This is a genomic window from Bradyrhizobium dasycarpum, assembly GCF_042019905.1.
Classification (GTDB): Bacteria; Pseudomonadota; Alphaproteobacteria; order Rhizobiales; family Xanthobacteraceae; genus Bradyrhizobium; species Bradyrhizobium japonicum_B.
In genome coordinates, this window is sequence record NZ_CP169574.1 from 2,749,320 (window position 1) to 2,768,823 (window position 19,504).

The 19,504-nt window shown below is 65.7% G+C and carries 15 protein-coding genes and 2 pseudogenes; 9 read left to right on the top strand and 8 right to left on the bottom strand.

Annotated features, from left to right (window positions below; translation table 11 throughout):
• The first annotated feature begins 15 nt into the window (after positions 1–15).
• The 9 genes from ACETMP_RS13405 to ACETMP_RS13445 all read left to right on the top strand — a co-directional run bounded on the left by ACETMP_RS13405 (position 16) and on the right by ACETMP_RS13445 (position 10,386).
• A complete protein-coding gene (locus ACETMP_RS13405) occupies positions 16–1,002 on the top strand; it encodes an ABC transporter ATP-binding protein (RefSeq protein ID WP_375161296.1) in 987 nt (328 codons plus the stop codon).
• Positions 999–1,988: an ABC transporter ATP-binding protein gene (locus tag ACETMP_RS13410; protein WP_375161297.1), complete on the top strand. Its 990-nt coding sequence runs from the start codon at positions 999–1,001 to the stop codon at positions 1,986–1,988. Before ACETMP_RS13405 ends, ACETMP_RS13410 begins: the two co-directional genes overlap by 4 nt.
• An 81-nt stretch (positions 1,989–2,069) precedes the next feature.
• Positions 2,070–3,875: a gamma-glutamyltransferase family protein gene (locus ACETMP_RS13415; protein WP_375161298.1), complete on the top strand. Its 1,806-nt coding sequence runs from the start codon at positions 2,070–2,072 to the stop codon at positions 3,873–3,875.
• A gap of 10 nt (positions 3,876–3,885) precedes the next feature.
• Entirely contained in the window at positions 3,886–4,596 is a 711-nt protein-coding gene (locus ACETMP_RS13420; protein ID WP_375161299.1) for a DUF1028 domain-containing protein, read from the top strand.
• Positions 4,593–5,582 carry an ABC transporter ATP-binding protein gene (locus ACETMP_RS13425; RefSeq protein WP_375161300.1) on the top strand — a complete coding sequence of 330 codons (990 nt, stop codon included), beginning with the start codon at positions 4,593–4,595 and terminating at the stop codon, positions 5,580–5,582. Before ACETMP_RS13420 ends, ACETMP_RS13425 begins: the two co-directional genes overlap by 4 nt.
• Before the next feature lie 175 nt (positions 5,583–5,757).
• Positions 5,758–6,867 carry an ABC transporter ATP-binding protein gene (locus ACETMP_RS13430; RefSeq protein ID WP_375161301.1) on the top strand — a complete coding sequence of 370 codons (1,110 nt, stop codon included), beginning with the start codon at positions 5,758–5,760 and terminating at the stop codon, positions 6,865–6,867.
• A gap of 22 nt (positions 6,868–6,889) precedes the next feature.
• A complete protein-coding gene (locus ACETMP_RS13435) occupies positions 6,890–8,398 on the top strand; it encodes an ABC transporter substrate-binding protein (RefSeq protein ID WP_375161302.1) in 1,509 nt (502 codons plus the stop codon).
• A 157-nt stretch (positions 8,399–8,555) separates the two neighbouring features.
• On the top strand, positions 8,556–9,497 hold the full coding sequence (locus ACETMP_RS13440) for an ABC transporter permease (protein WP_375161900.1): 942 nt from the start codon (positions 8,556–8,558) through the stop codon (positions 9,495–9,497).
• Positions 9,498–9,501: 4 nt separating this feature from the next.
• Positions 9,502–10,386 (top strand): ABC transporter permease, encoded by an 885-nt coding sequence (locus ACETMP_RS13445; RefSeq protein WP_375161303.1) that lies wholly within the window; start codon positions 9,502–9,504, stop codon positions 10,384–10,386.
• A gap of 133 nt (positions 10,387–10,519) precedes the next feature.
• On the opposite strand, the gene ACETMP_RS13450 is transcribed toward ACETMP_RS13445, so the two are convergent.
• The 8 genes and pseudogenes from ACETMP_RS13450 to ACETMP_RS13485 form a co-directional block, all read right to left on the bottom strand.
• Positions 10,520–11,263, bottom strand: coding sequence for a hypothetical protein (locus tag ACETMP_RS13450; protein WP_375161304.1), 744 nt, complete (start codon positions 11,261–11,263; stop codon positions 10,520–10,522).
• Positions 11,264–11,272: 9 nt separating this feature from the next.
• Positions 11,273–12,524, bottom strand: a pseudogene (locus ACETMP_RS13455) (adenylate/guanylate cyclase domain-containing protein).
• A pseudogene (locus tag ACETMP_RS13460) lies at positions 12,521–12,905 on the bottom strand (response regulator). Before ACETMP_RS13460 ends, ACETMP_RS13455 begins: the two co-directional pseudogenes overlap by 4 nt.
• 253 nt (positions 12,906–13,158) lie before the next feature.
• On the bottom strand, positions 13,159–16,254 hold the full coding sequence (locus ACETMP_RS13465) for a MexW/MexI family multidrug efflux RND transporter permease subunit (RefSeq protein WP_375161305.1): 3,096 nt from the start codon (positions 16,252–16,254) through the stop codon (positions 13,159–13,161).
• Positions 16,255–16,324: 70 nt separating this feature from the next.
• Positions 16,325–17,518, bottom strand: coding sequence for an efflux RND transporter periplasmic adaptor subunit (locus ACETMP_RS13470; RefSeq protein ID WP_375161306.1), 1,194 nt, complete (start codon positions 17,516–17,518; stop codon positions 16,325–16,327).
• Position 17,519: 1 nt separating this feature from the next.
• Entirely contained in the window at positions 17,520–18,206 is a 687-nt protein-coding gene (locus ACETMP_RS13475) for a TetR/AcrR family transcriptional regulator (RefSeq protein WP_375161307.1), read from the bottom strand.
• A gap of 158 nt (positions 18,207–18,364) precedes the next feature.
• The gene (locus tag ACETMP_RS13480) at positions 18,365–18,955 is read right to left on the bottom strand and encodes a thiamine pyrophosphate-dependent enzyme (RefSeq protein ID WP_375161308.1); all 591 of its coding nucleotides are present in this window, start codon (positions 18,953–18,955) and stop codon (positions 18,365–18,367) included.
• Positions 18,952–19,494, bottom strand: coding sequence for a phosphonopyruvate decarboxylase (locus ACETMP_RS13485; protein WP_375161309.1), 543 nt, complete (start codon positions 19,492–19,494; stop codon positions 18,952–18,954). The genes ACETMP_RS13480 and ACETMP_RS13485 overlap by 4 nt, the downstream gene beginning before the upstream one ends.
• Positions 19,495–19,504 lie beyond the last annotated feature (10 nt).

Here is a 19,504-nt window from a genome sequence, read left to right on the forward strand (position 1 = left end):
GAGTCCGCCTCGCTCATGACCGAACCAATCCTCTCCGTACGCAACCTCCAGGTGGAGTTCGCCTCCCGCCGCGGCACGCTGCGCGCTATCGACGGCGTCTCCTTCGACATCGCCAAGGGCGAGGTGCTGGGCGTGGTCGGCGAATCCGGCGCCGGCAAATCTGTCACTGGTCTTGCCGTGATCGGCCTGATTGATCCCCCCGGCCGCATCGCCGGCGGCGAGATACGTCTTGCCGGCCAGCGCATCGACCATCTGCCGCCGGAGGAGATGCGCCGCATCCGGGGCAAGCGGATCGGCATGATCTTCCAGGATCCCCTCACCTCGCTCAATCCGCTCTACCGGGTCGGCGACCAGATCGTGGAGACGATCAGGACCCACCTGGACCTGTCCGAATCCGCCGCCCGCCGCCGCGCCATCGACCTGCTCGCCGAGGTCGGCATCCCCGCGCCGGACAGGCGCATCGACGGCTATCCGCACGAATTCTCCGGCGGCATGCGTCAGCGCGTCGTGATCGCGCTCGCGATCTGCGCCGAGCCCGAGCTGATCATCGCCGACGAGCCGACCACCGCGCTCGACGTCTCCGTGCAGGCGCAGATCATCTCGCTGATCAAGCGGCTCGGCCGCGATCACGGCACCGCCGTGATGCTGGTGACGCACGACATGGGCGTGATCGCGGAGACCTCGGACCGCGTCGCGGTGATGTATGCCGGCCGTGTCGCCGAGATCGGTCCGGTGCAGGATGTCGTCAGAAATCCGCTGCACCCCTACGCCAAGGGCTTGATGGGCGCGATTCCGACGCTGGCCGGCGACGACAAGCGCCTCCAGCAAATCCCCGGTTCGATGCCGCGCCTCTCGGCGATCCCGCGCGGCTGTTCGTTCAATCCGCGCTGCGCCTTCGCCTTCGACCGCTGCCGGGTCGAGCGGCCGGAGCCGCTGCCGCGCGGCACACAATCGGTCGCCTGCCACCTCTACGACAACGTGCCGGCGGAGAGCGCGGCATGAACGCCCCCTTCGTTCAGGCCACAAATCTGCGCCGGGTGTTCGACGTCTCGAAACCCTGGCTCAACCGCGTGCTCGAGGGCGGGCACCTCGAATATCTCAAGGCGGTCGATCACGTCACCTTCGACATCAGGAAGGGTGAGACCTTTGCGCTGGTCGGCGAGTCCGGTTCGGGCAAGACCACGGTGGCGCGGATGGTCGTCGGGCTGCTGCCGCCGAGCGCCGGCGACGTCCTGATCGACGGCGTCTCGATGACGGATCCGCGGCAGGCGCCGGCGCGGCGGAAGCTGCGCCGCCGCATCCAGATGATCTTCCAGGATCCCTATGCCAGCCTGAACCCGCGCTTCCGCGTCGACGCCATCATCTCCGAGCCGATCCGCGCCTTCGACCTGATCCAGGGCGAGCGTGACATCCGGGCCCGCGTCGCCGAGCTGCTCACGCTGGTTGGCCTGCATCCCGACGACCGGCTGAAGTTTCCGCATGAATTCTCCGGCGGCCAGCGTCAGCGCATCGCGATTGCGCGGGCGCTCGCCTCCGATGCCGAGTTCATCGTCTGCGACGAGCCGACTTCCGCGCTCGACGTCTCGGTGCAGGCGCAGATCCTCAACCTGATGCGCGACCTCCAGGACAAGTTCGGCCTGACCTACATGTTCATTAGCCACAACCTCGCCGTGGTCCGCCACATGGCAAGCCGCGTCGGCGTGATGTATCTCGGCCGCATCGTCGAGATCGCGGAGGGACGCGAGCTGTTCGCCAATCCGCGCATGCCCTACACCAAGATGCTGCTGGGTGCCGTGCCCGACCTTGCCATGAGCGGCCGCCAGCGCATTCCGGTGAAAGGCGAGATCCCGAACCCGATCAACCCGCCCTCCGGCTGCGCCTTCAACCCGCGCTGCCCGCTGGCGTTCAATCTCTGCCGCAAGGAGGCCCCGGAACTGATCGGCGGCGTCGCCTGCCATGCGGTCAACACCGCGCCGGTCCCGGCGTGACGCGCGCGTGCCATGCAGCCTGCGCATTTGGCGGCGGCCTGCCTCTGTGATCAATTGCGCGCGCCGCAAATGAGGTATCCGATGGCCAGCAACGTCAATCCCGATCCCTTTACGACGCGCCCCGAGATCGAGGGCACGTTCGGGGTCCTCGCCACCACGCACTGGATCGCGACCGCAATCGGCATGGCCATCCTCGAGAAAGGCGGCAACGCCTTCGACGCCGGCGTCGCCACCGCCTTCGCGCTCCAGGTGGTCGAGCCGCATCTGAACGGCCCCGGCGGCGACGTGCCCGTCATCGTGCACGATGTGAAGCGCGGCCGCACCGAGGTGATCTGCGGCCAGGGCCCGGCGCCGGCGCGCGCCACAATCGCGCACTACAGGAGCGAGGGCCTAGACATGGTGCCGGGCACCGGCCTGCTCGCGGCCTGCGTCCCCGGCACGTTCGAATCCTGGATGATGCTGTTGCGCGACTACGGCACAATGCGCGTGCGCGACGTGCTGGAGCCCGCGATCTCCTATGCACGCGACGGCTACCCGCTGGTGGAGCGCGCCTGCGCCACGATCCAGACCGTCGAGCAATTGTTCCGCAAGCACTGGCCGACCTCGGCCGCCGTCTACCTGCCGAACGGCGAGGTGCCGACGCCCGGCACGCTGTTCACCAACAAGACACTGGCTGCGACCTACGCCCGGATCCTGAGCGAAGCGGAAAGCGGTGGCGGTGGCCGCGATGCTGAAATCGAGCGCGCGCGCAAAGCCTGGTCGCAAGGCTTCGTCGCCGAGGCCATCGACCGGTTCTGCCGAACCCAGGAGGTGATGGACGTCAGCGGCTCGCCGCATCGCGGCGTGCTTTCCGCCGACGACATGGCGCGCTGGCAGCCGACCATCGAGGCGCCGCTTACCTACGATTACGGCCGCTACACCGTGTGCAAGGCCGGCGTCTGGAGCCAGGGCCCGGTGACGCTGCAGCAGCTTGCGTTGCTCAAGGGCTTTGCGCTCGACGGGCTCGACTCGACCGGGCCGGAGTTCATCCATCTCCAGATCGAATGCGCCAAGCTCGCCTTCGCCGACCGCGAGAAGTTCTACGGCGATCCGAAATTCAGCGAAATCCCGATCGGGACGCTGCTGTCGGATGCGTATAATGACGAGCGCCGCAAGCTCGTGACCGAGAAGGCTTCGCTCGATCTCCGGCCCGGCGCAGTCGAGGGCTTCGGCGGCGTCGTCAAGCTGCGCCGCGCAGAAGGCCAACGCGAGGCCGTTGGCGCTTTGGGCGCGGGCGAGCCGACCGTGGGGCGCTTCGGCGAGGTGCGCGGCGACACCGTGCATTTCGACATCATCGACAAGGCCGGCAACATGGTGTCGTCGACGCCGTCCGGTGGCTGGCTGCAATCCTCGCCCGTCATTCCCGAGCTGGGTTTCTGCCTCGGCAGCCGCGCTCAGATGTTCGATTTGGAAGAGAACCAGCCGAGTTCGCTGGCGCCCGGCAAGCGGCCGCGCACCACGCTGTCGCCGAGCATGGCGCTGCGCGACGGCGAGCCGTACCTCGCCTGGGGCTCGCCCGGCGGCGATCAGCAGGATCAGTGGATCACCCAGTTCTTCCTGCGCCACGTCCATTGCAACCTCAATCTCCAGGAGGCGATCGACGCGCCGGCCTGGCACTCCGAGCATTTCCCGATCTCGTTCTGGCCACGCACCGCGCGCCCCGGCGTGCTCGTGGTCGAGAACCGTGTGCCCAAGGCAACGATCGAGAACCTGCGCGAGCGCGGGCACGTCGTCGAGGTCGGCCCCGACTGGTCCGAAGGCCGCCTCACCGCGGCCTCGCGTGTCGGTCCGCGCCGGCGCGCCGCCGCCAATCCGCGCGGCATGCAAGGTTACGCCGCGGGACGCTGATAGGGCGCACATGACCTGGTCGATCATCGCGAAAGATCCTGCCACCGGCCAGTTCGGCATCGCGGTCGCGACCCGTTTCTTCGCCGTCGGCGCCCGCGTGCCCTATATCGCGGTCGGCCTCGGCGCGATCGCGACGCAGGCCTTCGTCAATCCCTATTACGGCATCGACGGGGTCAAGTTGCTGCGCGAGGGTCTCAACGTCCACGACGTGCTCGCAACGCTGCTCGCGGCGGACGAGGGCCGCGAAAGCCGGCAGGTTCACATCATGGATGCGAGCGGCGCAATCGCAGCGCATACCGGCCGCGACTGCGTCGACTGGTGCGGGCATGTCGCAGGCAGCGGCTATTCGATCGCCGGCAACATGCTCGCGGGCGCCGACGTGCTTGCCGAGACGGCAAAGACCTATCTCGCCAATGACAGCCTGCCCTTCCCGCGCCGCCTGCTCGCGGCGATGCGCGCAGGGGAAGCCGCCGGCGGCGACAAGCGCGGCAAGCAGTCCGCGGCGCTGCTGATCCACGGCGAGGAGGAATGGCCGGTGCTGGACATTCGCGCCGACGATCATCCCGACCCGCTCGGCGAGCTCGAACGGCTCGAACGCGTCAGCCATGAGCTCTGGGTGCACTTTCGCGCGTCGATGCCGACGCGAAAGAACCCGGCCGGCAACACCGATCGCAGCGTCATCGACGCCAGCATCGCAGCCGCACGCGCAAGCCAGTCATGAGCACGAGCCCTCTCATCGAGATCAGGGACCTGCGCATCCGTTTCCACGGCGACGACGGCCGCATCACCCACGCGGTCGACAGCGTCGATCTCAGCGTGGCCAACGGCGCGACGCTGGGCCTCGTCGGCGAATCCGGCTGCGGCAAGAGCGTGACGTCGCTCGCGATCATGGGCCTCCTGCCGAAGCAAAGCGCGGAAATAACCGGCGCGATCCGCTTCGACGGCCTCGATCTGCTGCGGACGACGGACCACACCCTGCGCGATTTGCGCGGCAACCGGCTCGCGATGATCTTCCAGGAGCCGATGACCTCGCTCAATCCGAGCTTCACGATCGGCGACCAGATCATCGAGACCATCTTGCGCCATCGCGGCGGCTCGCGGAAAAGCGCGCGCGAGCGGACGATCGAGCTGTTGCGCCGCGTCCACATCCCCTCGCCCGAACGGCGCATCGACGAATATCCGCACAAGCTGTCGGGCGGCATGCGTCAGCGCGTGATGATCGCGATGGCGCTGGCCTGCGATCCGCACCTCCTGATCGCGGACGAGCCGACCACGGCACTCGACGTCACCCTGCAGGCCCAGATCCTGGAGCTGATGCGCGAGCTGAAGGCGGCCAGCGGCGCCGCCATCATCCTGATCACCCACGATCTCGGCGTCGTCGCCGAAGTCTGCGACGAGGTCGCGGTGATGTATGCCGGCGAGATCGTCGAGCGGGCGCCGGTGGATGAGCTGTTCTCCGCCCCGCAGCATCCTTACACAGTGGGCCTGCTCGGCTCGATCCCGCGGCTCGACCATCGTGCCGAGCAGCTTGCGACGATCGAAGGCATGGTGCCGAACATGGCGCAGCCGCCGGCCGGCTGCCGTTTCGCGGCGCGCTGCCCATTCGTGCTGGACGCCTGTACGAAGGCGCCGCCGCCGCTGCTGGAAGTCAGCCCCGGTCACCTCTCGCGCTGCATCCGCGCGCCGCTCGAACGTCTGGTGGCGTGATGGCGGCCGTCTCCTCTCTTGTGCCCCGGCCGCGGCGCAGCACAAGCGAAGCGCCGTGGTGCCCCGCTGTACCGGGGCCCATCGCGCCGCAGACTGGGTCCCGGTTCAGCGGCGCAACATTGCATGTTGCGCCGCGCCCGGGACACGGGACCTGCATCCGCGAGGAGCAGACACGATGACCGCGCTGCTCGAGGTCAACGGCCTGGTCAAGCATTTCGTCGCCCAGCGCTCGCTGTTCGGCCGGCCGCTGGCGCACGTCAAGGCGGTCGATGGTGTTTCCTTCTCGCTTCAGGCCGGCAAGACACTGGCGCTGGTCGGCGAATCTGGCTGCGGCAAATCCACGATCAGCCGCCTGGTGCTGCGGCTGATCGAGCCGGATTCGGGCACGGTGCGGTTCGACGGCCGCGACCTGCTCGCGCTCGACGCCGGCGGCTTGCGCGCGTTCCGCCGCGAGGCGCAGATCATCTTCCAGGACCCCTATGCCTCGCTCAACCCGCGCATGACGGTCGGCCAGATCCTGACCGAACCGCTGGCGCTGCACGATCTCGTGCCGCCGGCGCAGCGCCGCGCACGCGTCGCCGAGCTGCTGCGGCTGGTCGGGCTGGAGCCGCGGCTGGCCCGGCGCTATCCGCACGAATTCTCCGGCGGCCAGCGCCAGCGCATCGCCATCGCCCGCGCGCTCGCGGTCGAGCCGAAGCTGATCATCTGCGACGAGCCGGTCTCGGCGCTCGACGTCTCGATCCGCGCGCAGATCCTCAACCTGCTGCGTGAGCTGCAGGACCGGCTCGGCCTCGCCTACATCTTCGTCTCGCACGACCTCGCCGTGGTCAAGCACATCGCCGACCATGTGGCGGTGATGAATCTCGGCCAGATCGTCGAGACGGCGGAGGCCGACGCGCTGTTCGCCGCGCCACGTCATCCCTACAGCCGGGCGCTTCTGTCCGCGATCCCGCTGCCGCAGCCGAAGGCGAAACGAACGACGGTCCTGCTGGAGGGCGAAATCCCGAGCGCGCTCAATCCTCCGGCCGGCTGCCGTTTCCACACCCGCTGCCCGTTCGTGATCGAGCGTTGCCGCAGCGAGGCGCCGAAGCTCACGGCGGACGGCAAAGGCCACGCCGCCGCCTGTCACCGCACGGCAGAGCTGCCGTCTGCCGATGCCATTCTGCCGGTAGCCGGCGGATTTTCGCCGGCGCTTGCAAGATTGGTCGCGGCCTTCAGCCAAAAGACGGAAGGCCGGACCTTCGCCGGGGTTGGTATACAAGACACAGCGTCCACAACGAAATAGCCGAAGCAATGGGGATTGTCCGATGAAGATGTTTCGCCTGGCCGCAACGGCCGCCACCCTCCTGTTGTCGATCGCAGCCGCGCAGGCTCAGACCACGCTTCGCATAGGCCTCGCCGAGGATCCCGATATCCTCGATCCCACGATGGCGCGCACCTATGTCGGCCGCATCGTGTTCTCCGCCTTCTGCGACAAGCTGTTCGACATCGACGAGAAGCTCAACATCGTGCCGCAGCTCGCGCTGTCGAGCGAGACGGTCGACGACGGCAAGGGCCTGGTCATCAAGTTGCGCCCCGGCGTGAAATTCCACGACGGCGAGCCGCTCGATGCGGAGGCCGTCAAGTTCTCGCTGGAACGCCATCTGACGTTCACCGGCTCGTTCCGCAAGCCGGAGCTGGCCTCGGTCGATCACATCGAGGTCGTCGATCCCCTCACCGTCAAGCTGGTGCTGAAGTCGCCGTTCTCGCCGCTGCTCGCCCAGCTCACCGACCGTGCCGGGATGATGATGTCGCCGAAGGCGGCCAAAGAGGCCGGCGACAAGTTCGGCCTGCGCCCGGTCTGCGCCGGCCCCTACAGATTCGTCGAGCGGGTGCAGCAGGACCGCATCGTGTTCGAGAAGTTCGCGGACTACTGGAACAAGGACAACGTGTTCATCGACAAGATCGTGTTCCAGCCGATCGTCGATGCCACCGTGCGGCTCGCAGATCTAAAATCCGGCGGCCTCGACCTGATCGAGCGCGTGCTCGCCACTGATCTGAAGGAGGTGCGCGCCGACTCGCGCCTGAAGGTCGCAACCGCGATCGAGCTCGGCTACCAGGGTCTCACGCTCAACATCGGCAAGGACAAGGCCAAGGGACCGCTCAGCCAGTCCGCCAAGGTGCGCCAGGCGCTCGACTTCGCCATCGACCGCGAGGCGATCAACCAGGTCGTGTTCAACGGCGAGTTCCAGGTCGGCAACCAATGGGTCAACCCTGATCACCCCTATTATCAGAAATCGCTTCCGGTCCGTCCCCGCAACGTCGAGAAGGCCAAGGCGCTGCTCAAGGAAGCCGGCGTGACGCCGCCGGTCAGCGTCGATTTCCTGGTGCCCAAGGGCGCGGAAACCGAGACGCCAGCGCAGGTGATCCAGTCGATGGCGGCGGAAGCCGGGTTCGACATGAAAATACGCCTCACCGAATTCGCAACCGGGCTGAAGCAGGCCGAGGCCGGCGACTATCAGGCCTACATGCTCGCCTGGAGCGGCCGCGTCGATCCCGACGGCAACACCTTCGTGTTCCTGCACAACGGCGCGCCGCAGAATTACGGCGCATGGAACAACCCACAGGCCGACAAGGCGCTCGAGGAGGCGCGGCTGGTCACCGATCCCGCCAAGCGCAAGGCGAGCTATGAGACGCTCGCCAAACTGGTGCAGGAGGAGGAGCCGCTGCTCTACCTCTACCACCGCCGCATCATCATCGCGCACACGACCAGGCTCGAAGGCTACAAGCAGATGCCCGACGGCCTCGTGCGCGTGATCGGGCTGAAGCTGAAGTGATCGATCTGAAACTCAGTCCGTGTCCCGGACGCGGCGCAGCGCGGAAGCGCTGCTTCGCAGAGCCGGGACCCACGGCGACGACGAACCGTGCAAGCTGGGTCCCGGTTCAGCGGCGCAACATTTCATGTTGCGCCGCGCCCTGGACACAGGTGCGACCATGCTGAACTTCCTCGCCCGCCGCCTTGCGCAGATCGTGCCGACGCTGTTCTTCGTCTCGGTGCTGATCTTCTCGCTGCAGCAATTGCTGCCGGGCGATCCTGCGCTGGTGATGGCGGGCGAAGAGCGCGATCCGGCCGTGATCGAGCAGATCCGCCGCCAGTACCGGCTCGATCAGCCCGTGCCGGTCCAGTACGTCTACTGGATCAAGGGCGTCCTCTCGGGCGATTTCGGCGAGTCGCTGCGCAACAAGATGCCGGTGCGCGAGCTGATCGCGCAGAAGCTGCCGGTGACCCTGCAGCTCGGCTCGATGGCGATCGTGATCGCGTTCCTGATCGGCATTCCCGCCGGCATCGTCGCCGCCGTGAAGAAGGGTTCGGCCTGGGACTATTGCGCGAACCTGTTTGCGCTGTGGGGCATCTCGACCCCGAACTTCTGGCTCGGGATCATGCTGATCTTCCTGTTCTCGATTGAGCTCGGCTGGCTGCCGGCGTCCGGCTACGTGCCGCTCACAGAGAACTGGCGCGCCAGCCTGGCAGTCACCATCATGCCGGCCTTCGTGCTCGGCAATGCGATTGCCGCTGTCCTGATGCGGCATACGCGCAGCGCCATGCTGCAGGTGCTGGAAAGCGATTACGTTCGCACCGCGCGCGCCAAGGGACTGTTGGAGCGCTCGGTGATCCTCAAGCACGCCATGCGCAATGCGCTGACCCCTGTCATCACTCTCGGCGCGCTCGAGCTCGGCACGCTGCTGTCGGGCGCCGTCCTGACCGAGCAGATCTTCTCCATTCCCGGCTTCGGCAAGCTGATCGTGGATGCCGTGTTCAACCGCGATTATGCCGTGGTGCAGGGCGTGGTGCTGGTAACAGCCACGATCTACATCACGCTGAACCTCGTGGCCGACATCGCCTACATCCTCGTCAATCCGCGGCTTCGGGGCTAAATTCATGACCGACGCCGCGCTGCCGAGCCCTCTCACGCATTCCGACGAGCTGGACAGCCCGGCCCGCCGCGCGCGTCGGCGGCTGTTCAAGCGGAAGGCGGCGGTGTTCGGCCTCATCGTGCTCACGATGTTCATGCTGCTCGCCGTGCTAGCCCCGCTCATCGTGCCCTATGATCCCATCGCGACGAGCTGGAGCCTGGTGCGCAAGCCGCCCAATGCGGCGCACTGGTTCGGTACCGACGAGCTCGGCCGCGACATCCTCAGCCGTATCGTCTACGGCGCGCGGGCCTCGCTGCTCGCGGGCCTCATCTCGGTCGCGATCGCGCTCGGCATCGGCGTTCCGCTCGGCCTCCTCGCCGGTTATCGCGGCGGCTTCATCGATGCGCTGATCAGCCGGGTCACGGACGCGATGCTGGCGTGCCCGTTCCTGATCCTGGCGATCGCGCTTGCTGCGTTCCTCGGGCCGAGCCTCGGCAATGCCATGATCGCGATCGGCATTTCGGCAACACCGATCTTCATCCGCCTGACCCGCGGCCAGGTCCTCGTGGTCAAGGCCGAGGACTATGTCGAGGCGGCGCGCGCGCTCGGCAATCCGCCGTGGCGGATCGCGCTCTCGCATATTCTGCCGAACATCCTGCCCGCGCTGCTGGTGCAGGCGACGCTCTCGATCGCCGCCGCCATCATCGCCGAAGCTGCGCTGTCGTTCCTCGGGCTCGGCCAGCAACCGCCGGCCCCGTCCTGGGGCAGCATGCTGAACGCCGCGCAACGCTTCCTGACACAGGCGCCGTGGATGGCGATCTGGCCGGGACTTGCGATCTTTCTCGTGGTGCTGTCGCTGAATCTGCTCGGCGACGGCCTGCGCGACGCGCTCGATCCGCGGCAGCGGTAGAAGTTACCTCATGGTGAGGAGCGCGCGCCTCCGGACGATGCTTTGCATCGCCGGGCGAATCATGAAGGCCCCGCTGTCGCCTGCGGCCATGCTTCGAGACGCGGCCTGCTGACCGCTCTTCAGGATAAGGATCTCAAATCACGACTTCCCGCATCACGCGGCGGCAATCCATCTCGTATTCCAGATCGACCACCGGCGGCCGTGCGAAATGCCAGGTCAGGCCGGAGCGCAGCGCGCCGCGGCGAACCAACTCGTCGGCCAGCGCGTGATGAAAGTCGTGGACGGAATAGGCCTGGACGCCGGTCGTGTCTTTCCATCCAAAATCGAACGCCGCCATCCGATTCTCCATCTGCGAGGTGGTGAAGCGCACCTTCTCGCGCAGGCCCTCCGGGCTGAGATCGCGATAGCGCACTGTGCGTTCGACATAGGTGCCGCTGCCCTCGCGCGCCTCGGCCCCGCCGGCGATCACGAAAGACGGTGCCTTGGAGCGGGACGGCCGCGTGAATGAGAATGCATAGAACGACGGTTCGGAGGGCGGATCGATCTCGGGACAGACATTGCTGCGCGCCACCGGATTGGTGGTACCGTCGAAGATGCCCCATTCCGACAGCGTCTTGACATAGTGCAGGTTGAACGCGCGAAAGCCCTCCTCGCTGAAGGCCGCCGGCGAACGCAGCTCGCAGGCGCAGAACGCTGTCAGCGGACGCCCTGCTTCCTGGATGAACTTCGCCGCAAGCGCAAAGCCTCCCGCGAGCGGGACACAACGATCGAAGCGGACGCGCTCGATCTCGTAGCCGTCATCCGCGGCGGCTCCCGCCGAATATTGAAACACGGATGGAATGAAGCGGTAGTTGCCAGAAGGGAAATCACGGATCATGACGAACTCCTATTCAAGCTTCATGCGAATGCCCTTGGCGCCGTTGAGCAGGCGCTTCAGGTGAAAACCGGCAAGGGAATCGTCGGCATGCGCGCCGACCAGCGCGGCAAAGGCAGGCATGGCCGCGGCCTCGCCGGCCGCCATCCTGGCGAAAGCCTCCGCATACAGCGCGGTTTCCGGCGCCTCGTATTTTGCCGGCGGCAACGGCTCGAACGCGCGCAACGGCTCGCTGCGTCCGCGCAGCATCAGCTCACCCACGGGGCGCCCTTGGAAATTCTCAGCCGCTTCGGCAACGCTGGCGCTGACGCAGATGCGCGTCCCCAGATGCTTGTTGGCGGCCTCCAGCCGCGCCGCGATGTTGATCGAATCTCCGTACGCGGTGTAGTCGAAGTAACGGTTGCCGCCGAAATTGCCGACCAGCGCCGGCCCGGCGTGAATGCCGATGCGGGTCGCACCAAAGGTGATGCCCATCGCATGTTGCCGGCCTCGGAACTCCTCCGCCCAGGCATCGAGCGCATGAGCGCAAGCGACCGCGCGCGTGGCATAATCCGGCTGATCTCCGGGCGCGTTGAAGAGCACCTGGATCGCATCGCCGATGATCTTTGCGACCGTCCCTTCATGCGCGAAGACGATCTCGGTCATGCCGCCGACATACTCGTTGAGCAGCTTGCCCAATGCCTCGGGCGGGGCGGTCTCGACCAGCGAGGTGAAGCCCGTAATGTCGGTGAAGATGGTGGCGACATCTCGCCACTTCACTTCGATCCCCTCGCCTTCGCCGCTGGCGGCCAGACGTTTGGCCAGCTCGGGCGAGAAATGACGCGACAGCGCGGCATGGGCGCGCTCGGCTTCCATCTGGCGCCGGCGCACTTCGTGCAGCATCTCGACGTGGCGGATCGTTTTGCCGATCGTGGCTTCCAGATCGGCGAAGTCGATCGGCTTGGTCAGGAAGTCGAACGCGCCGCGGTTCATGGCGGTTCGAATGTTGCTCATGTCGCCATAGGCGGAGACGATGATGGTTGATTTCTTCTCCTCGGCCTCCTGGAGCTTCGCCAGCAGCGACAGCCCGTCCATCCGGGGCATGTTGATGTCGGAAACCACCATGTCGACCTGCGGGTTCTGCTCGAGTGAGGCCAGCGCCTCGAGACCGTCGCGGGCGAACATGATGGTCACCTCTCCGTCGCGGATCTGCCTGCGGAACTTTTGCAGGACCAGCGCCTCGAGGATCCGGCTCGTCGTCGACGAAGAGGATGGTCGTGCTCATGCGGCTTGCTCGAGGCCTCGTGTCGATCTCCTGTCGCAGCAAGGCAAAGTCGATCGGCTTGGTGAGCAGCCCGACGGCGCCGCGCTCGATCGCCTTCCGCCGCGTCTCGGCATCGCCATAGGCCGTGATCATGATGACGGGAACGTCCGGATGCGCGGCACGCACCTTCGGCAGCATGTCCAGCCCACCCATGCCGGGCATGTTGACGTCGGACAGGATCAACGAGGGGGTGCGGATCTCGGCGGCGCGCTTGAGCGCATCGGGCGCGGAGGTGGCGAACTCCATCTGGAAGCGGCCGGCGCGCAGCTTGCGTCGGAACTGCTGCCGGAACAGCGCCTCGACGTCGGGCTCGTCGTCAACGACCAAGATGTAAACGTTCACCACTTGCCTCCGGACGTGCCGCCTGCCGCCATCGCGCGGCAGGGTGATGGTGAATTCGGTAATACACCGGGTTCGGTATCCACGTCGATGGTGCCGCCGTGCGGCTTCACGACGATATCATGGCGTTGAGCGATTGCCGCAGGCCGGAGGTCCGCTGCGGCTGCGGCGCCGAAATGGCAGATGCCGTGGCACAACGAAAAAAGGGCGGCAACGGTCTGGCCGCTGCCGCCCTCTGGTTCGCGTGCGAGCCGTCTCAGGTCGGCCGCAAGGCCTTGGCGCCGAGATCGAGCTCGTTGACCTGCTTGTTTCGCTCGGAATCGGCCGCCGCGCGGTGGTCGGTCGCCAGCACCACGTACACCGCCGGCAGCACGAACAGGGTGAACAGCGTGCCGATCGACATGCCGGCCACGACGACCAGACCGATCGAGAAGCGGCTGGCCGCGCCCGCCCCGGTCGCGGTCAGGAGCGGGATCAGGCCGGTGACCATCGCGGCCGTCGTCATCAGGATCGGCCGCAGGCGGATGCGGGCCGACATTTCGATGGCCGAACGGCGGTCGAGCCGCTCGTTGACCTGGAGCTCGTTGGCGAATTCCACCATCAGGATGCCGTGCTTGGTGATCAGGCCGACCAGGGTCAGCAGGCCGACCTGGGTGTAGATGTTCATGGTCGCGACGCCGAAGAACAGCGGGATCAGCGCACCGACGATCGCCATGGGCACCGAGATCATGATCACCAGCGGATCGCGCAAGCTCTCGAATTGCGCTGCCAGCACCAGGAAGATTATGATCAGCGCGAAGCCGAATGTGATCGCGAGCTGGTTGCCTTCCTGAACGTATTGCCGGGAGTCCGCCAGATAGTCGTGGCTGAAGCCCTGCGGCAGATTCTTGGCCTCGCTTTCGAGGAAGTCGACCGCCGCGCCGATGGTCACGCCCGGCATCGGCACGGCCGAGAACGTCGCCGAATTGAGCTGGTTGTAGTGCGTCAGCGAGTTCGGGTCGGTCTTGGTCCTGATCGAGACCACCGTCGACAGCGGAAGCTGCTGGCCGGTGTTCGTGGTCACATAATAGCCGCCGAGCGATTCCGGCGAGAGCCGGTTGATGCGCGGCACCTGCGGAATGACCTGGTACGAGCGGCCCTCGAGATTGAAGCGGTTGATGTAGTTGCCGCCGAGCAAGACCGCGAGCGTCGAACCGAGATTCTGCATGTTGACGCCCAGATCCTGCGCCTTGGTACGATCGATCGTGACTTCGACGTTCGGCTGGTTATAGGCGAGGTCGCTGTCGGAGACGATGAACATGCCGCTCTTGCGCGCCGCGTCCTTCAGCTTTTCCATTTGTTCATAAACCGTCTGGAAGCTGGCCGTGGAGTTGATTACCATCTGCACCGGCAGGCCGCCGGGTCCGCCGGGCAGCGGCGGCAGGTTGAACGCGAAGGCCTGCACGCCCTCGATCTTGGAGAGCTCGGCCTGCACCAGCGGCTTCAAAGCGATCGACGAGCGCTTGCGCTCGTCCCAGGGCTTGAGCAGCATGCCGGCGATGCCGCCCTGCGGACCGTTGATGCCGTTCAGCACGAAGCGAAGATCGGTCTCGGGGAATTTCTGGAACTCCTTGTCGAGTTTCTCGCCGTAGAAATCGACATAATCAATGTTCGCGTATTTCGGTGCCTTGGTCACCGCGAAGACGATGCCCTGGTCTTCCTCCGGTGCCAGCTCCTTCGACGTGTGCATGTAGAGGAAGCCGACAAGCCCGAGGATGGTCACCGCGAACAGGCCGGTGATCGCCTTGTAATCGAGCGAGCGGTCGAGCTTGCGGCCGTACCAGCGCGTCATCGCGCCGAACACCCGGTTCACGAACTTGGCGAAGCGGCCCTCTTCGGTGTTCTTCAGCAGCACCGAGCACATCATCGGCGACAAGGTCAACGCAATCACGCCGGACACGATCACCGAGCCCGCCAGCGTGAAGGCGAATTCGCGGAACAATGAACCGGTGAGGCCACCGAGGAAACCGATCGGCGCGTACACCGCGGCGAGCGTGATGGTCATCGAGATCACGGGACCCACGATCTCACGCGCACCTTGCAACGACGCCTGGACTGGCGTCTTGCCCTCCTCCAAATGGCGGTGGATGTTCTCCACCACCACGATGGCGTCGTCGACCACAAGGCCGATCGCCAGCACCATCGCAAGCAGCGTCAACAGGTTGAAGCTGAAGCCCAGCGCCAGCATCAGGGTACAGACGCCGATCATCGACAGGGGAATCGTGACGACGGGAATGATGACCGATCGCAGCGAGGCCAGGAACAAAAAGATGACCACGATCACGATGATCACGGCTTCGCCCAGTGTCTTCTCCACCTCGTCGATCGAAGACTGGATGAACTTGGTCGAATCGTAGGCGACCTTCATCTTCATCGACGGCGGCAGGTTGCGTTCGAGCTCGGGGAACAGCGCGCGGACACCCTTGACCAGCGTCAGCGGATTGCCTTGCGGCGTCGCCTGCACACCGATGAAGATCGCGTGCTCGCCGTTGAAGGCGACGCTGGCGTTCGTGCTCTGGGCGGCAAGCTCGACGGTGGCGATGTCCTCCATCCGCACGAAGCCGCCGTCCTTGGCCTTCACGATCATCTTCTTGAACTGCTCGACATTGGTAAGATCGGTGTTCGTCGAGACGTTGGAGACGATCAGATAGCCCTTGGTCTGGCCTGCCGCAGATTGGAAGTTATTGGCCTGGATCGCAGCGGCAACGTCGGTCGCCGAAACGTTGCGGCCGGCCATCTTCACAGGATCGAGCCAGAGCCGCATCGCGAAGGTCTGCCCGCCGAGAATGTCAGCCGACGCGACGCCATCGACGGTCGAAAGCACCGGCTGCACGACCCGCGTGAGGTAGTCGGAGATCGCCGAGCCCGACAGCTCCTCGGACGAGAAGCCGAGATACATCACGGCCGTGGTCTGCCCGGTGGTCTTGGTAACGATCGGGTCGTTGGATTCCTTCGGGATCAGATATTTGACCGAGTTCGTCTTCGCCAGAACCTCGGTGAGCGCCTGGTTCGGGTCGAAGTTCAGCTTGATGTAGACCTGAATCGTCGAGGTGCCGAGCACCGAGGACGAGGTGATGTAATCGACGCCCTCGGCCGAGGCGACCGCCTGCTCGATCGGCGTCGTGATGAAGCCCTGGATCAGATCCGCCGACGCGCCGGGATAGACGGTCGTGATGTTGATGACCGTGTTCGACAGCTTGGGATATTGCCGGATCGGCAGCACCATCGCCGCGCGCAGGCCGATCAGCAGGATCAGCAGGCTGACGACGACCGACAGAACCGGGCGCTTGATGAAAATATCGGTAAGGGCCATCGCGGCGATCTCGATTTCTTTGTCTCAAGAGAAGTGATCCGGCCAGGCCGGATCACTTGAGCGTCATGGATCAATAGCGCGGCGGCTGCGCCGGAATCTGCGGAGCCGGGTCGGTCGAGATCGACACCGCTGCGCCCGATTGCAGCTTGAGCTGGCCGACGGCGACGACCTTGTCGCCCGGCTTCACGCCCTTGAGGATCTCGACGCGACCTTCGACCCGGTTGCCGGTCTGCACGAAGGTGCGCACCGCGGAGAGGCTGGTCTTGCCGTCTTCTTCCTTTTTCTCGGTGATCACGAACACCGAGTCGCCGTACAGCGTGTAGTCGACCGCCGTCTCGGGAACGGTGATGACGGCCGGCTTGTCCGGCAGCACCACCGTGGTCGTCACGAACATGCCGGGCTTGAGGATCTTCTCCGGATTGGCGATCGTCGCCTGCACGCGGATGTTGCGGGTGTCGGTCGAGATCTGCGGCTCGATCGTGGTAATCTTGCCTTCGAAGGTACGGCCCGGATAGGCGTCGACCTTGAGCCGGACGGTCTGACCCACCTTGAGGCTGCCGGAATCCTTTTCGGTCACCGTGAAGTTGGCCCACAGCTCCGACAGATCGGTCAGCGATACGATCGCCGTACCTGCCGTCAGGTATTGACCGACCTCGACCTTGCGGACGCCGAGATCGCCGGCGAACGGTGCGCGGACCAGCTTTTGCGAGATCAGCGCCTCGGTCTTGGCGATGCCCGCCTGCGCCTGGTCATAGGCAGCCTGCGCCTGATCGACGGTCGCCTGCGGGCCGAACTGGCGCGAGGCCAGCTGCTTGGCACGGTCGAGCGACAGCTGCGCGACGGTCGCCTGGGCCTTGTAATTGGCGAGGTCGCCCTGCTCCGGCGCATCGAACAGCTGCACGAGGGGCGTGCCGGCCTCGACACGCGTGCCCGGCTGGAACTTGATCTCGGTGACGCGTCCGTTGACGTCGGCACTGACGTCGACCTGATGCACGGCGACGAGGCTGCCCACCGCGGTGAGCAGGTTCGGCACCACCTCGGACTTCGCCTCCGCCGCGCTGACGGCCGTCGGCGGCGGCTTGTTGTTGGCGAAGAACTGCTTGATCATCTGGCCGCGGAAATAGTTGAACCAGACGAGGCCACCGACGAGCGCGGCGAGCAGCGTGCCGACGATGATGAACCACAGCACCGGCCGGACCGGACGCTTGGGAGCCTTGTTGTCGATCGGTTCGCCCGAAATCTTGTGCTCGGTTACGATGTTCATATCATGCACTTTCTGCAATCGCCGTCTTGCCGGCATCCGCGGCCTGATCGTGGCCCAGATGCGAAGCAATTGCGGCGTCGTTAAGTCCGATGCCTCTCAGGAGAAACTCACAGAGCTGCCGCTCGAGGTCGTCTGCCCTGCCGTAGACGAGGCAAGGCGTGGCGGACAGCCTGGTCAGCGCTGCCGTCATCACCGTGTGATGCGCAAACCAGAACAGGTTGAACGGCTCGCCGCTGCATGGCCGCGCGTCCCCGGCGACAACGGCACGTTCGAACGAGGCGACGAAGGTCGCTCCGATCAGCGTCTCGATCTTGGCATACAGCAAACGAGCGAATTCGCCATCGTCCAAATGGCTCGTGGCCATCAGTCGCAGGCGCTGCGCCTCTTCCCGATCGGGACCATCGGCGATGTGGAGGAAATGCTGGACCATGCTGCGGATCACCTCGACCAGCGTGGCGGTCGAAGGCTCCCGTTCGAGCAGCTCGGTGAGCGCCGGGTCTGCCTCGCATTCGTCGCTGAGGATTTCAGCGTACAGCGCCGCCTTGGAGGGGAAATGCTTGAACAGCAGCGCCTCGGAAATGGCAGCGGCGGCCGCCACGCTCTTCGTCGTGGTGCCGTTATAACCGTGTCGGGCAAAGCAACGTTTCGCGGCGCCGAGGATCAATTGACGCCTCAGGTCGCCCGTCATACGCAATGAGCTCATTTTGGTGAGTAAGCACTCACCCACGCGGAAGTCAAGCACTATGTTGCATCGCAACCCAAGTGCGTTGTAACTTCAGTGCAAATTGCCCGTCTGGACGGGCCGTGTGCAGGACCTGGACGCCGCAGGAAACGAGCAGCCCCGCCTCAAATCGGCTGGAAGCCGAGGTCGCCGCGCAGCCGGTTGACGATGAAAGTCCCGTCGCGGGTCGGCAAGATCCGCTCCAGGCCGGCTCTGTCGATCTTCACATTGGCAAAGCGCGGCCCGCCCGAGATGTCATGGACGGCTTTGGCAAAGGCCTCGACCTCGGCCATGGTCGTGACAGCCCGGCTGTCGTTGATGCCGCAGGCCCGGGCGACGCCGACGAGGTCGGCAGCGGCCGAGGTGTGGCTGGTCTGCCCGCCGGTCTCGCCATAGGCCTCGTTGTCGAGCACCGCGATCGAGAGGTTGGAGGGCTTCTGCAGGCCGATCGTGGCAAGGCTGCCCATGCCCATCAGCATCTCTCCGTCGCCGGTGATGACCAATACCGGCAATTTCGGCTGCGCCAATGCGAGGCCGAGGCCGATCATCGCCGCGCCGCCCATGCCGCCCCAGAGGTAAAAGTTGCGGGCGTGGTCGCCGGCCGCGCACATGTCGTTGGTGGAGGCACCCAAGCCGCCGATCGCGACGACGTCCTTGCGGTTCGCCAGCAGCGTGGAGACCACCTGACGGCGGTCGAGAAGATTGGCCTTGCTCATTTGGTGAAAACCTTGGCGCCGATCAGGCGCTGCGACAGAAGGACGGCGGTGGGCGTCAGCGCGCTGTAGGCTTGCGATGCAGCGGCCTCCAGCACGGCCGGCACCTCGGCCGCGTGCGAGGCGCGCAGCACCTGGACGCCCGAGAGCTCGAACACGCCCTGGGTGGTCGATCCCATCGGCACCTGCCAGGGATTGAACTCGCCCCACTCGCCGCGCATGGTCACCAGCGTCAGGAAGGGAAAGCGCAGGATCGGGATCAGCGACAGCATGTTGATGCAATTGCCGACGCCGCTCGACTGCATCAGCAAGACGCCGCGCTGTCCGCCGGCCCAGGCGCCCGCAAGCAGCGCCACGCCCTCCTCCTCCGTGGTCAGGGGAATGCCGCGCATCGTGGACGAGGCCAGCACGCGGTTGATCAGCTTCGCATGGCCTGCATCGGGCACGTAAGGCACCTGCCGGACGTCGAAGCGTTGCAAGGCCGCGAAAATATCGTCGGGCCAGTTCGGGGCCGTGTCGGCAGCATCGGCGTGGGCGTGCATTTTCCTGTCC